The sequence below is a fragment of the Rossellomorea marisflavi genome, assembly GCF_022170785.1.
Lineage (GTDB): Bacteria > Bacillota > Bacilli > Bacillales > Bacillaceae_B > Rossellomorea > Rossellomorea marisflavi_B.
On the sequence record NZ_CP081870.1, the window covers coordinates 560,851 to 574,640 of the forward strand.

Consider the following 13,790-nt stretch of genomic DNA (forward strand, 5'->3'; position numbering starts at 1 on the left):
GATGGCTTTTCATGTGGAGGGCGTTTAACGGCGCTCGCTGTGAAGCATATTACTGAGAAGCTTCTTCACTTCATTATAGGTCTTGCCAGATTGTGCATTAAGGCGTTTCACTTCGTCAATGTCCGTTCCGGCAGACGTTTTGCGTGATTGGTTTTGGCTCAATTCCACACACCCCCTGTTCATACTATGAGCAGGGGGTGCAGGACCTATGCTGTTACCTTTTTCCTTCTGTAAAAGACATCGAAGAGGAAGATGATAGCGGCGAGTGCATAGGCTGCATAAGCAAACCCGGAATGCTCATCCATATTCTTCACTCCGATCCCAATGAATGCCCAGACAATAACAAGGGGATATAGGAAGTCGTTTTCCTTTGTCCTGAACCAGAACGCGAGGATGGTCGCTGCCGCCAATCCAAGGGAAGCCCAGACGATATCCGGTATGCCGAAGCCGTCGAACCCGATTTCAGTCAGATAGTACGTGACGTTCACGATCGCTGCTACCGAAATCCAGCCGAGATAGATGGAGAAGGGTGCCTGGTCCAAAAGGGAAGGATCTGTCGATTTCACCCGCTTATACAGGGCAATCAGTGTAAGGAGGATTCCTGCCATGACCAGGACAGAGATGCCGAAATAGTTATAGTGCCACATCACGATCCATAGTGAGTTGAAGAGACAGTTGAGGATGAACCATCCGCTTGTGCGTGTATAGAGGGGTAGATCTCTCCGTGCCTTCGGAATCTGTCGCAGGACCCAGATACCCAATAGTAAGTAGATCAGGCTCCAGATGGAGAAGACATATCCAGCAGGTGTGAGCATGATATCCAGGCGGTCACTAATTTCGCCTGTGGATTGATTGTTCAGGGGCAGTGTGACCGCGAGCGTATTCATCACGATGACCAATGCAAACGCAAGGATGTTAAGAATGACTCTCATAATGATGACCTCCAATTTTTTCGTAGTGTATCCGGAAAATCGTTTTCCATGCTATACTATTCCACTTTTGCCATATTAAAAACCTCCGGACGACAGTTTGGGAAGAAAGGATTAAGGACGTGTAAAGCAGGAATTTTGCCCTGTCATCACGAATAAAGGCAGAGAGAAGGATAAAAACGAACACTTTTAGGAGGACATAATGAGCCATTCAACACATACATATTCGGAAGTTTGGGATCTGGACGTATTTTTCAAAGGGGGAAGCGAATCAGCCGAGTTCCGGGCACATCTGGATGAACTGAAAGAAATGAAGCGGCGGTTCGAGGAAAACGCGGTGGCATTCTATCCGCCTCAAACAGGCGAAGACGCAGCTTTAGTGTGGAACCTGATCGATGAAGCAAAAGACGTCATGATGAACCTCAGACAGGCAGGCGCATTCGTCAGCTGTCTCGAGGCACAGGATATGCACGACAGGAAGGCAAACGCCCTTCGGGGAGAAGTGACAACCATCAGCGCGGACTTTTCAAGTGTATTCACGAAGTTCCAACAGCAGCTGTCTGAATGCAGCGAACAGGTATGGGTTGAGCTTCTCAAGCATGAAGGACTGAAGGAAATCGCCTTTGTCCTTGAAGAATGGCGTCAAAAAGCAAAAGATAAACTATCAAGTGAGGAAGAGTCTTTGATCGGGGCACTTGCAGTGGACGGCTATCATGGATGGGGCCAGATGTATGACACAATCGTAGGCACCATGACCATCGAACATGACGGGAAGAGCTATTCCGTAGGACAGGCGAATAATCTCCTTTCCCACCCTGACGACAACACGCGTAAAGCGGTGTTCGAGAAGCTTGAAAAAGCCTGGGGAGAAAAAGAAGAGCTGTTTGCCAAAACACTGAATCACCTATCCGGATTCAGGCTCAATGTCTATAAAAAGCGAGGCTGGGAAGAGATCTTAAAAGAGCCTCTTGAATACAACAGAATGAAGCAGGAAACCCTCGATGCCATGTGGGGAGCGATCTCCAAACATAAGGCTCCATTCGTTGAATACCTTAACCGAAAAGCGAAGATCCTCGGCAAGGAAAAACTGACATGGTCGGACCTTGACGCCCCTGTGGCAGAAACGACGTCCACTATGTCCTACGATGAAGGAGCGGCATTCATCCAGAAACAGTTTGCGCGTTTCGGATCCGAAATGGCCCAGTTCACAGAAAAAGCGTTTGAGGATTCTTGGATTGAAGCGGAGGATCGCCCCGGTAAACGCCCTGGAGGCTTCTGTACCTCCTTCCCACTCAGTCAGCAGTCACGGATCTTCATGACCTATTCCGGGACGATGTCCAATGTATCGACCCTTGCCCATGAGCTCGGTCATGCGTTCCATTCACATGCACTCAAGGACATGCATACGCTGAATCGCAATTATGCCATGAACGTGGCGGAAACAGCCTCCACATTTGCAGAAATGATCGTGGCGGATGCAGCGGTACAGGAAGCGGAGTCGAAGGAAGAGAAGGTCGCCCTCATTGAAGACAAGCTTCAGCGCAGTGTGGCGTTCTTCATGAACATCCATGCGCGGTTCTTGTTCGAGACGCGCTTTTATGAGGAACGTGCGAAAGGGATCGTATCGTCAGATAAACTGAATGAGCTGATGGCGGAAGCGCAGAAGGAAGCGTATGCCGGAGCAGTGGATGAAGTCCATCCACACTTCTGGGCATCGAAGCTTCATTTCTACATCACGGGTGTGCCGTTCTATAACTTCCCGTATACGTTCGGCTACTTGTTCTCGTTGAGCATTTATGCGAAGGCGCTTGAGGCTGGCGGGGATTATGAGGAGAAGTATATGGCGTTGCTTCGTGATACGGCGGTGATGAATGTGGAGGAGCTTGCGATGAAGCATCTCGGCGAGGATATCACGAAAGAGGCGTTCTGGGAAAAGGGAATCCGTTTGTGCATTCAGGATGCGGAAGAGTTTCTTGAGTTGACGAAATAAGTATGAGCAGCAACAGTGTTTGTCAGGTTTCTGGCAGGCGCTGTTTTTTTGTGGGATTGCGATCCTGTTTTTGGAATGAGGATGTGGTGGAGACGAGACCGTTTCATTCCGCTGCGGCCTTCCGCTTTCCATGGGGCGTGCGGTGAGCCGCTTCGGCGCGCCTGCAGGGTCTCATCCTGCCCGCTATTCCCATAGGAGTCGGGAGGCTTCTGCTGCACTGCACTCTGTGCGAGGGAGAGGGGGTACGCTGATTGGAACCAAGTATCGTCATCCTGTTCTTAACATAAGGTTGTGGTGGAGACGAGATCGTTCCGTTTCGCTACGGCCACCCGCTTTCCATGGGGCGTGCGGTGAGCCGCTTCGGCTGCGCCTGCAGGGTCTCACCCTGCCCGCTATTCCCATAGGAGTCGGGAGGCCTCCGCTACACTTCACTCTGTGCGAGGGAGAGGGGATGCGCTAACCAAGTATCGTCATTCTGTTCTTAACATAAGGTTGTGGTGGAAAGAGCCCGTTCCGTTCCGCTGCGGCCACCCGCTTTCCATGGGGCGTGCGGTGAGCCGCTTCGGCGTTGCCTGCAGGGTCTCACCCTGCCCGCTTCTCCCATAGGAGTCGGGAGGCCTTCGCTGCACTGCACTCTGTGCGAGGGAAAGGGGATGTGCTGATTTGATGCAAGGTATCGCATCCAGTTTTTTGCAATGAATGCGTGCTGAATGCGAGCTTTTTATGTTCGCTATACTTTGGCGCAGGAGAAGCAGGACATCCCCATCCTAGTTTCTTTATTAGCATGACTTTCTATCCTTATTAACAAACGATTACCTCTCCTAGTCCAACACCACTGAGTGGATTGGAGCGGAAGGGATTTGACTCCTGCGGAAAAGGGGGATGATCGAGACCCCGCAGGCACGAGGAGGCTCGACATGCTCCCCGCGGAAAGCAAATCCCTGCAGCGCAAAGGAACGGGCTAGTCTGCCACCGTGGACTTCATATAGAGTTATTTAGCCATCAATATTCTCATACCCAAGGTGATCAAAACCCTTCTGGTCCGAGTCGCGCTACGTCTCAGGTCCTAGTGTGAAATCTGGCTGTAGCTCGTTATGGAAAACGAGCGTAGCAGGTAGGATAAAGACATGAAGAAGAAAGGAGGAAACAATGATGAAGAAATTCGGTTTGATTGTGGCAGGGGGGATCTCGGCCATCGTGCTTCTTGTGAATCTGGGTCCGATCGCGGTCCTTCTTATATCGGGTGCCCTCATGTACGTGAGTATCAAGCAATTCCTGAAAACAGACTCGACATTCGCCAAGATCGTCTGGGCGTTGATCGGTCTTGCAGCTTTCAGCTCGACCGTCTCGAACTTCCCGGCCATCATCGGCTTGGTTGCCCTGTACGTGCTCTATGTGATCTATAAGAACTGGAACAAAGAAGAAGTGGTGAAAGAAGAATCCGCCGATCCGTTCACGAACTTTGAACGTGAATGGTCCAAATTGAATAAAAACTGATCTTAAAGGAGAGAAAAACAATGGGAAACTTATTTCAACGAATCAAACATACCGTCATGTCCGATATCCACGAAGTCATCGATAAAAAGGAACAGAAGAATCCGATCGCTGTGCTCAACCAGTACTTGAGACAGTGTGAGCAAGAGGTAGAAAAAGTCCAGAAGCTGATGGAGCGCCAGTACACGCTGAAGGAAGAGTTCAAGAAAGAGCATCATCATGCTCTATCCCTTGCAGAAAAGCGTAAGCATCAGGCAGAGGTGGCAGGGAACGCAGGAGAAACTGAGCTTCATCAGTTTGCCGTTCAGGAGCAGGCTTTCTATGAAGAAAGGGCAATGAGAATTGCTGAATCTGCAGCTCAGGCTGAAAAGGATCTTCAGGATCTGGAGCGAAAATATGAAGAGATGAAACACAAACTGAAGGATATGTACATCAAACGCATGGAACTCATGGGAAGGGAGAATATTGCCCGTGCCCAGAGCAAGGTCAATACTGTACTGGATCCGTCTGCGGGATATACGGATGGTCGTTTCTCCAAGTTTGATGAGATCGAACAGTATCTTGATCGGTTGGAGCATGGAGTCCAAAACTCGTACTACCGCTCGACCATCGATGCCAAGATCGCACAATTGGAAAAAGAAACGAAAAAAGAAGAAACAGCTTCATAAAACATGGTATTCTAATCATAGTGAAAAAGGGGTTGCCCGAATCGGGTCACCCCCTTTCCGATTGATAGACAAGGGAAGGAGGGAATGCTTTGATCAATCGACTTAGAACCGACGGCATCAGCTGGATCATCTTGATCGGGATATTATTACTGTTCCTTGAGGTGTCTTTTTTTGATGGAGGTGTTCTCATCTTCCTTTGCATCGCAGCCTTCTGCATCTATCTTGGAAGAAAGAAGCTGCCGAGCAAATCGGGGAGGCTTCTCATGTGGTTCGGGATCATCGTCCTCGTGGTCAATATTTTCAACACCGTGGCCTTCAAGTTCTCGCTATTTGCCCTATTGCTCTATGTGATCTTCCGCTATGCCGACTCGAAAAAATCGCCTAAGATGGTGCAACCATCATTTAAGGAAGGAGCTCCGCCCTTGAAGGCTCCCGTCGTGCTAAAACGGGCAGCCATCCAAAACGAATGGTTCGGTCGCAAGAAGACGCCTGAGGGGGTCTACGAGTGGGAAGATATCAATGTTCAGGGAATCATCGGTGATACGGTCATCGATCTCGGGAATACGTACCTGCCGAAAGGAACGTCAGTTGTGACGGTAAGGAACATCCTGGGGAGCGTTGAAATCCTGGTTCCTTATGATGTGGAAGTGAGCATCCATCACTCCGTCCTGGCGGGAGCGATTGAAGTATTCGAGCATCAGGAACCCCGGGTTTTCAATGAGTCCCTCTATTATCAAACACCAGGCTACGAGGAAGCCCCGCAAAAAGTGAAGGTAGTCATATCTATGTGGGTGGGGGATCTCGAGGTGAAACGGACATGAGCAGCGTAGGAAAGCAGGTCATACGCAGTATTCTGTTATCACTGGGACTCTTCATCCTTGTCACGGCAGGCTATTTTTATCTTTTCCCCCTATCTGATTGGGCTCTGCTCCTTGAAGTGGAAATCATGGATATTCCCGGGGTGGGGTTCATCTTGTTCGTTTGTTTGATCATCGGGGGGGCATTCGGTGTGAAAACGGGCTTGGGACAGAAGCAGCAGTTCAGGGAAATTGAAGAGGCGCTCCTTCTGGCCAAGCAAGGGAAGCCTGTGCAAATTAAGGATGATGGAGGAGAGCTCTACCATGTGCTGAGAAAAGCCGATGATTTAAGGACGCAGCTTTCAGAGCAGGCAAGGACCTCACAGAAGCTTGCCACGCAAAAAGCGGAAGAGTCGGAAAAACGTGTCCAGGAAATCGTATCGGAGGAGAGGAATCGGCTGGCGAGGGAACTTCATGACTCTGTCAGCCAGCAATTGTTCGCAGCCTCCATGCTTATGTCTGCCATAGCGGAGACCCCTTCTGAATCCCGCTCTCCGGGGGAACAGAAGCAGCTTGATATGGTGGAAAGGACGATCCAGCAATCCCAGCTTGAGATGCGGGCGCTTCTTCTCCATCTTCGTCCTGTAGCCCTGAGAGGGAAGACCCTTCAGCAGGGAATGGAAGAACTCCTTGTGGAGCTGGCCCAGAAGATGCCTCTTGATATCCAGTGGAAGGTGGAGGAGATGGATCTTGATAAAGGAGTGGAGGACCATCTATTCCGGATCTTGCAGGAATCCGTATCCAACACCCTGCGCCATGCAAAGGCGGCGAGCCTTGATGTCCGGTTGATCATCCGTGAATCCATGATCATCTTGAGGGTTGTGGATGATGGTCAGGGATTCGATGTGAACGAGTCCAAGGTGACAAGCTCCTATGGACTTCAGAATATGAAAGAACGAGCCCTGGAAATCGGGGGCACGGTCAAAATCATCAGTGTACCGGGTAAAGGCACAAGTCTGGAAGTCAAGGTGCCTGTTGTGGAGAAGGAAGGGGATAGTCATGATTAAGGTAGTATTTGTTGATGACCATGAAATGGTGAGGATCGGTGTATCCGCCTATCTGTCAGCGCAGCCGGATATCGAAGTCGTCGGAGAAGCATCCGATGGCAGTGAAGGGGTCCGAATGGCATTGGAGCTGCGACCGGACATCATCTTGATGGATCTCGTCATGAAAGGGATGGACGGCATCGAAGCCACGAAAAATATCGTCTCCCAGTGGCCGGAAGCAAAGATCATCATCGTCACAAGCTTCCTGGATGATGACAAAGTGTATCCTGCCCTTGAAGCGGGTGCGGTCAGCTACATGCTGAAAACGTCCAAGGCGAGCGACATTGCGGAAGCCGTCAGGAAGACCTATGCCGGTCAATCAATCCTTGAGCCTGAAGTGACGGGGAAGATGATGACCCGGATGAGGCAGAAGACCGTCAGCCATCCCCATGAGGAGCTGACGAACAGGGAGCTTGAAATCCTTCTGTTGATGACTCAGGGCAAGACGAATCAAGAGATTGCCGATGAGCTCTTCATCGCATTGAAGACGGTCAAGACCCATGTCAGCAATATCCTATCGAAGCTTGATGTACAGGACCGGACACAGGCAGTCATCTATGCATTCAAACACGATCTGGCCAGATAGCCATGGGAAAAGACGTTTCCGACAGGGAGAAGATCCTGCCGGAAGGGTCTTTTTTTAGTTGTTTCACATTTTTTTGCATTTCCGCCGGGTTGAAACTATATATCTGAGAAGGGTAGATGGTAATATTAGTATAAACGGAGGAAATTAGCCATATTTCGTCAAAAGACAGGCAGGAAATGATAAAATAGGCGGTATATTGTCAAAAAAAGAAAGATTAGGAGTGAAAGAAATGAATGGTTCTTTAAATAAACCAAAGGGGTTCGGACAAATCCTGGATCAAACGTTCCGCCTGAGTAAACAGCATTTTAAAACGTTTTTCCTCGTATTCCTGACGCTGGTCGGTCCGTTTTTCCTATTGGAGGCACTCATCAGCCTGATGATGGGAACGAGCTTCCTGAAAGAAGTATCAGTAGGACCCGAAATCTTCAGCGGTGCTGGATTTGAAAGCTGGGCTAATGATATCGCGGCGGAAGAGGAAGCTATAACTCCTGGCGATCTAATCGGGTCGCTACTTCTCGGTTTGGTTACCCTTGTCTCGTTTTTGATCTATCCGGCTGCCCAGGGTGCGATCATCTTTGCCGTTGATCATATCCGGAAGGGGGAGAGCTTCACCTATAAGCAGATTCTTAAGGAAGGTTTTTCACGTTACGGCCCCCTTCTCGGTAGCACCCTTCTCATTTCTCTCATCGGGGGTGGGATGATGATTATTCCTATGATCATTATCGCTTTCCTAATTGCGTTTGGCACTCTCGTCCATCCTTTTATAGGAATCATGATGAGCATCGTATTATTCACCGCCCTCTTCGTCGGAGTTTTGTATTTTATGGTGCGTTGGGGCTTCGGTGTCGCTATCTCCGCCATGGAAAAGGGCAGTGCGCCGGGGCTTGGACGAAGCTGGCACCTGACGAAAAGACGTACTTGGACCATCGTAGGATTGTTCGTGATCTATGCATTGATCGTGGGTGTCATCACTGGGGTGTTGCCACTGACGCTGGGAATCTTCCTTGGGAATAGCGTAGTATATCAACTTGTCGTCAACCTTGTCACCCTATTCACAACGATGATTATTTCAGTCGGGTATGCCATTATCTATTTCGACTTGAAAATACGTAATGATGGGGACGACCTTGATCAATTAATCGATGAATATGAGACGGTCTGATTGGAAGTATGATAGGAAGTAGGTGAGGAACGGATTGTTGAATGAAGGGAAAGCACGTGATCAGTTGGAAGATATCCTGAATGATCCGGAATATCAGGCCTATCATAAGGATCCGGGTTTCTTCAGCGAACTTTGGGATAAAGCACTTGAGGCGATTGCCAAGGCAATCGAGGCCATATTTCCAGCTGTGGAGCCGACAGCAAGGGCATCCTCCATCATTTTGATCGGTATCATCGCCTGTCTCATCATTGCGCTGGTGGTCATCACCATAGTGCTGATAAGCAGGAAGGTGAAAAGAAGGAAGCTGAACGAGCGCAAGCCGCTCCAGTCCATGAACGAACTGGAATGGTCGTACGAGAGGCATATGAAAGAATCCGAGTCACTTGCCGCCTCAGGCAATCATTCTCAGGCAACGCGTCATATGTTCCTCGCCCTCCTGCTCTATTTCCATGAAAGGGAATGGCTGAAGGCGATGGTATGGAAGACGAACTGGGACTACTATGATGAGCTGAGAAAGGTCAATAAGGAATGGGCTGATCGCTTTTACAGGCTGGCGATCGTCTTTGATCAAGTGGCATACGGGGAACGTGAAGTAGATGCCGAGGAATACGCCTCATTCCGAGATGAGGCGATCGAGCTTATGAAAGACAAGGCACATGAGGGCTAAAAGGGAGGGAGGAAAGAGCATTGAAACGATTGTCAAATCTTAAAGGATGGATCGGATTTGCCGTTGCCATCGCACTATTCCTGACGGCGGGCATCCTCCTATCAGGAGATAAGCCGAAGGACTATAAGCCGTTCCTTTCCGAATCACCCTCCCCGACAGGAACAAAAGCGCTTTATACGTACCTTGGGCAGGAAGCACCGGAAGTATCGCGGTGGGAGTTGCCTTCTGACCGTCTTCCGGATGGGTCGGATCAGCTGCTGATCATGATCGAACCTTTTTCTTTCCCCACCCAGGAGGAAATCCAAGGGTATGAGGAGTTCATGGAAAGAGGGAATACCATCCTGCTCATCAAAGAAGACCCGGATGGATTATTCGGAATCGAAACGGAGTATACCGACCAGTTTACAAACAATGTCAGTCTGGGGCAGAGACTCTTCAGAACAGGCGAGCTATCGAATGTAAGGATCATACCGGAAGACGATGTAGTTCTGCTGAGTGATCGGGAAGGAGCCGTTGCGACGAAGCGCGAATTTGGTGACGGCGAACTCATTGTCTCGACAAATCCACAGTGGTTCATCAACAACACGATCCTGAAGAAGGAACATCTTCCCATTCTCCTGACCCTCCTGAGAGAAGCAGGTGCCGATGATAAAGAGGCCATCCTGTTTGATGAGTACTATCACTACGGCACTTCAGGACTGCGGGATGTACTGGTGTATCCGCAGTGGATGCTCATCTTCTTGTTGCAGGTCATCATCTTGACCATCCTCTGGCTCTGGCTGAAAGGGAAACGATTCGGCCCCATTGAAACGGTCAGAGAGGAAACAGTCAGGTTCAGCGATGAACGGATCCGGGCACTGGGCTCATGGTACATAAGGAGAAAGCTCTATAAGGAATCCCTCCAAATGCAGGCGGACTATGTCAGGCAATCCCTTCAAGACCGCTGGGGCATCCCCACATCAAAAGAGTGGCCGGATATACAGGATTCCCTGAAGCGAAGGGTCAAGCTTCTCCCGGATAAGAAGATCATGGCGATCACAGAGGGGCTTCCGGTCGTCCTGCAGAGAGCAAGGTTGGATCAAGTGGAATACGTAAAGTGGTCACAAGTGATTGACGAATTGAGGAAAGAGGTGGAGGATCTATGAATCAAGAGATAAACGTCCTATTGAGTAAATATGAAGAGAGAATCATCGGTCAATCTACGAACCTGAGATTATTGCTATCTGCTGTACTGGCAGGAGGACATGTCCTCGTGGAAGGTGTGCCGGGTACGGGTAAGACACAGATGGTGAAGACGCTGGCAAGACTGATCGGCGGAGGATTCAACAGGATCCAGTTCACCCCGGACCTTCTCCCGAGCGATATTACGGGGAGCACCATCTACAATATGAAAGAAAGCTCCTTCCAGACTCTGAAGGGACCGATTTTCACGAACATCCTATTAGCGGATGAAATCAACCGGACACCAGCAAAGACCCAGGCTGCCCTGTTGGAAGCGATGGAGGAGAAACAGGTCACCATCCAAGGGAAGACGTATACCCTCGAAGAAGTATTCTTCGTCGTTGCAACGCAGAACCCGTTGGAGTTCGAAGGGACGTATCCTCTTCCGGAGGCCCAGCAGGACCGATTCCTCTTCAAGCTCGATATTGACTTCCCTGCATTTGCAGAAGAGAAACAAGTGCTGGCCCAGGTGATTGCCGGGATCCGCACAGAGTCAGATGCACCGGTCATGGACCTGGCCACCTTCCTCTCCATCAGGAATGAAATAGAAGGGGTGACCATCAACGATGCCGTACTGGATTACATCATGCAAATCGTCCGGCGTACCCGTGAGACGGAATCGATCCGCTTCGGAGCAAGTACACGTGCCGCCATTTCCATTGCGCGGGCTGCACGGGCATGGGCATACCTTCAGGAGAGGGACTACGTGACTCCGGATGACGTTAAGATTGTAGCAAAACCAGCTCTAAGGCACAGGATCCAGCTATCCCCGCATGTAGAATTGGAGGGATTGACCGTTGACCAAATCATCCAGGAACTTGTTGGGTCGGTTACTGTTCCAAGATAAGGGGGTCCTTCCGACAGGAAAACTTCTAATCGTACTCGGTATTGCTTCAATCCTCCTGATCGTAGCGGGGGGATTCGGTCTGCCGTGGCCACTTGTTTTCCTCATCGATGCACTCCTGATCGGTCTCAGCCTGTGCGATCTCCTTCTATCACCTAAGAAGAAAGAGGTGGGGATGTCAAGGCAGATTGAGAATCAGCTGGAACGGGGGCTGGAATATAAAGTGGACCTTCACATCCATAACGCTTCCCATCATGAGATGCTCATCGAACTGAAGGACGGGCTCCCGCAAGTGTTTGAGGCGCGTTTCCCCCTGAAAGGGAAAATCCCGGCTTCCAGCAGTTTAAGCGGAAGCTATAACATGATTGCGCCCGTCCGGGGTGATTACAATCTTAGTCGTATCTACCTTCGCTACAGGAGCCGATTGGGACTATGGGCAAAGCAGAAGACATTTGAAACGGACGACGCGGTTCGAGTCATTCCGGATCTTACAGAGACGAGGAAGGTTCTCGAAGACGCCCAGCAGTACCTTATGTATGAAGGGCAGAAAATCAGGAAACAAAAGAGCGGGTCCGGCGAGTTTGCTAAGATCCGGACATATGTTACGGGCGATGACCCTCGTATGATCAACTGGCGGCAGACAGCCAAGCTCCAGGAAGTCATGACCAATGAGTATGAACCGGAACACGGGAAGTACATCACGATCCTCATCGATTGCGGACGGATGATGGGGGCAGAATTGAAAAAAGGGAATCGGCTGGAGAAATCACTCGAAGCTGCCATGACCGTAGCGGCGGCTGCATTGAAGAACGGTGACTATGTATCCGTCATTGGCTTCAGTCGGGAAATCAAAGTATATGTTCCGCCGGCAAAAGGAATGGGGCATATGCAGACGATCCTGGAGCAGATCTACTCGCTTCAAGTGGATGCGGCAGAATCAAACTATGCCCTTGTGTTCCAGCATATCCAGTCGGTGCAGCGAAAGCGCAGTCTCCTTCTCTTATTCAGTGATGTGCACACATTCTTGAATGAAGATAGTCTCCTCTTTCATTTCCAACGTTTGAGAAGGCAGCATTTATTCCTGACAATCGGAGTGGAAGATGAGACGGTCATAAATAGGAGCAAGGATGAGCCTGCCAATGTGAAGGCGACCATGATCAAGAGCATGGCGCAGCAACAAATCATGGAGAAGAGAAAAGAAAAGATAAAATGGGAAAAACAAGGCCTCCATATGCTGGAGGCCCGTGAGGAGAAACTGGCTTCAACGGCCGTTTCCCATTATATTGATGTGTTAAACAGAGGTCTCTTGTAATCTGTTTCTTCCTAAAAGGAGCTTTCCGATGGCGACATAAAGGATGAGTCCCAGAACGGTCACCAGGGCGATTCCATATTTCACTGACAGGGGAATCGCTGCCGGTGTGATGAATCCCTCGATGAGGCCAGCGATGATGAACAGCGGAATCGTTCCGAGAACGAGCTGGACCGATCGTTTGGCCTGCACCTTTAGATGATAGCCCCTTGAAAGGGTGCCGGGTACAAAAAGTTTATACCCCATGAGAAGCCCTGCACCGCCGGCGATGAAAATCGCTGTAAGCTCGATCATTCCATGAGGGAGGATGTACGCCCAGAATTCATAGGTGTGTCCGGCATTGGTAAACACGGCAGCAAGGGCTCCAAGGAGGATGCCGTTATAGATCAGCACATAGGTTGTCAACAGACCGAACGTGATGCCGCCTGCGAATGCAAGGAAGGAAACCTGGATATTATTCGTCATGATGGCTCCCGACATGGTCGGGGAGTCCACATTTCCATCGATTTCACCGGTTGAAGAAGGATCGACGGTTTGGGCCATGCTGTCAGGCAGGATGGAATAAGCGGCGAGGGGGTCGCCGATGACGGCGATGAACGCCCCTGCTGCTCCCAGGAAAAACAGTCCCATGGCGATAACAACAGCTTTCCACTGTTCAAGGAGCAGTCCGATGAACGTAGTGGAGAAGAATCGGCGTACCTGCTTTCCGCTCGATAGCTGGTCATTGTATAACAGATTATGGGATTGGGATACAAGGCCGTTCAAGTATTGAGTAACATCTTCTTTCGGATAATAGGTCTGACTGTATGAGAGATTCTGGGCCGCCTTTTGATAGAGCTTATTGAAGCGCCGGATGGCATCCCCGGAGGCATTTCTCTTTTTCTGGAGGACCGTCACCAACTCTTCAAGGCGTTTCCAGTCTTCCCTATGTTGTTTAACGAACTGTTTGACGTTCATGAGCACACCTTCCTGTCGGTAATGATACCTCTTATTATAGTAATTTTAGGAAAAAATAGA

General features: G+C 49.9%; 14 protein-coding genes. 11 read left to right on the forward strand and 3 right to left on the reverse strand.

Features of this window, described 5'->3' with window-relative positions; genetic code table 11:
• Positions 1-24: 24 nt before the first annotated feature.
• Entirely contained in the window at positions 25-162 is a 138-nt protein-coding gene (locus tag K6T23_RS02890; protein WP_162244076.1) for a hypothetical protein, read from the reverse strand.
• Positions 163-206: 44 nt separating this feature from the next.
• The gene (locus K6T23_RS02895) at positions 207-932 is read right to left on the reverse strand and encodes a TspO/MBR family protein (protein ID WP_309300023.1); all 726 of its coding nucleotides are present in this window, start codon (positions 930-932) and stop codon (positions 207-209) included.
• A gap of 199 nt (positions 933-1,131) precedes the next feature.
• On the opposite strand from K6T23_RS02895, the gene K6T23_RS02900 reads away from it, so the two are divergent.
• The 11 genes from K6T23_RS02900 to K6T23_RS02950 all read left to right on the forward strand — a co-directional run bounded on the left by K6T23_RS02900 (position 1,132) and on the right by K6T23_RS02950 (position 12,776).
• Positions 1,132-2,919, forward strand: coding sequence for a M3 family oligoendopeptidase (locus K6T23_RS02900; RefSeq protein WP_238283557.1), 1,788 nt, complete (start codon positions 1,132-1,134; stop codon positions 2,917-2,919).
• A gap of 1,149 nt (positions 2,920-4,068) precedes the next feature.
• Positions 4,069-4,416, forward strand: coding sequence for a lmo0954 family membrane protein (locus tag K6T23_RS02905; protein ID WP_309300024.1), 348 nt, complete (start codon positions 4,069-4,071; stop codon positions 4,414-4,416).
• A gap of 20 nt (positions 4,417-4,436) precedes the next feature.
• Positions 4,437-5,081: a PspA/IM30 family protein gene (locus K6T23_RS02910; RefSeq protein ID WP_056532860.1), complete on the forward strand. Its 645-nt coding sequence runs from the start codon at positions 4,437-4,439 to the stop codon at positions 5,079-5,081.
• A gap of 89 nt (positions 5,082-5,170) precedes the next feature.
• On the forward strand, positions 5,171-5,902 hold the full coding sequence (liaF, locus tag K6T23_RS02915) for a cell wall-active antibiotics response protein LiaF (RefSeq protein ID WP_056532863.1): 732 nt from the start codon (positions 5,171-5,173) through the stop codon (positions 5,900-5,902).
• Positions 5,899-6,945: a sensor histidine kinase gene (locus K6T23_RS02920; RefSeq protein WP_056532867.1), complete on the forward strand. Its 1,047-nt coding sequence runs from the start codon at positions 5,899-5,901 to the stop codon at positions 6,943-6,945. The genes liaF and K6T23_RS02920 overlap by 4 nt, the downstream gene beginning before the upstream one ends.
• A complete protein-coding gene (locus K6T23_RS02925) occupies positions 6,938-7,570 on the forward strand; it encodes a response regulator (RefSeq protein WP_142126398.1) in 633 nt (210 codons plus the stop codon). The genes K6T23_RS02920 and K6T23_RS02925 overlap by 8 nt, the downstream gene beginning before the upstream one ends.
• A 229-nt stretch (positions 7,571-7,799) precedes the next feature.
• A complete protein-coding gene (locus tag K6T23_RS02930) occupies positions 7,800-8,732 on the forward strand; it encodes a DUF7847 domain-containing protein (RefSeq protein ID WP_238283558.1) in 933 nt (310 codons plus the stop codon).
• 22 nt (positions 8,733-8,754) lie between these two features.
• Positions 8,755-9,399 carry a DUF4129 domain-containing protein gene (locus K6T23_RS02935; RefSeq protein ID WP_142245819.1) on the forward strand — a complete coding sequence of 215 codons (645 nt, stop codon included), beginning with the start codon at positions 8,755-8,757 and terminating at the stop codon, positions 9,397-9,399.
• Positions 9,400-9,419: 20 nt separating this feature from the next.
• Positions 9,420-10,544: a DUF4350 domain-containing protein gene (locus K6T23_RS02940; RefSeq protein WP_238283559.1), complete on the forward strand. Its 1,125-nt coding sequence runs from the start codon at positions 9,420-9,422 to the stop codon at positions 10,542-10,544.
• On the forward strand, positions 10,541-11,467 hold the full coding sequence (locus tag K6T23_RS02945; protein WP_056532881.1) for an AAA family ATPase: 927 nt from the start codon (positions 10,541-10,543) through the stop codon (positions 11,465-11,467). Before K6T23_RS02940 ends, K6T23_RS02945 begins: the two co-directional genes overlap by 4 nt.
• Positions 11,442-12,776, forward strand: a complete 1,335-nt coding sequence (locus tag K6T23_RS02950; RefSeq protein WP_238283560.1) for a DUF58 domain-containing protein — start codon at positions 11,442-11,444, stop codon at positions 12,774-12,776. The genes K6T23_RS02945 and K6T23_RS02950 overlap by 26 nt, the downstream gene beginning before the upstream one ends.
• On the opposite strand, the gene K6T23_RS02955 is transcribed toward K6T23_RS02950, so the two are convergent.
• Positions 12,756-13,730 (reverse strand): stage II sporulation protein M, encoded by a 975-nt coding sequence (locus K6T23_RS02955; protein ID WP_056532893.1) that lies wholly within the window; start codon positions 13,728-13,730, stop codon positions 12,756-12,758. The genes K6T23_RS02950 and K6T23_RS02955 overlap by 21 nt on opposite strands.
• Positions 13,731-13,790 lie beyond the last annotated feature (60 nt).

Bases quoted from the DNA above. Each gene is read 5' to 3' on its own strand.
- K6T23_RS02955 (WP_056532893.1), bottom strand. From the start codon at position 13,730: ATGAACGTCAAACAGTTCGTTAAACAACATAGGGAAGACTGGAAACGC.
- K6T23_RS02910 (WP_056532860.1), top strand. From the start codon at position 4,437: ATGGGAAACTTATTTCAACGAATCAAACATACCGTCATGTCCGATATC.
- K6T23_RS02905 (WP_309300024.1), top strand. From the start codon at position 4,069: ATGATGAAGAAATTCGGTTTGATTGTGGCAGGGGGGATCTCGGCCATC.
- K6T23_RS02945 (WP_056532881.1), top strand. From the start codon at position 10,541: ATGAATCAAGAGATAAACGTCCTATTGAGTAAATATGAAGAGAGAATC.
- K6T23_RS02900 (WP_238283557.1), top strand. From the start codon at position 1,132: ATGAGCCATTCAACACATACATATTCGGAAGTTTGGGATCTGGACGTA.
- K6T23_RS02920 (WP_056532867.1), top strand. From the start codon at position 5,899: ATGAGCAGCGTAGGAAAGCAGGTCATACGCAGTATTCTGTTATCACTG.
- K6T23_RS02925 (WP_142126398.1), top strand. From the start codon at position 6,938: ATGATTAAGGTAGTATTTGTTGATGACCATGAAATGGTGAGGATCGGT.
- K6T23_RS02930 (WP_238283558.1), top strand. From the start codon at position 7,800: ATGAATGGTTCTTTAAATAAACCAAAGGGGTTCGGACAAATCCTGGAT.
- K6T23_RS02895 (WP_309300023.1), bottom strand. From the start codon at position 932: ATGAGAGTCATTCTTAACATCCTTGCGTTTGCATTGGTCATCGTGATG.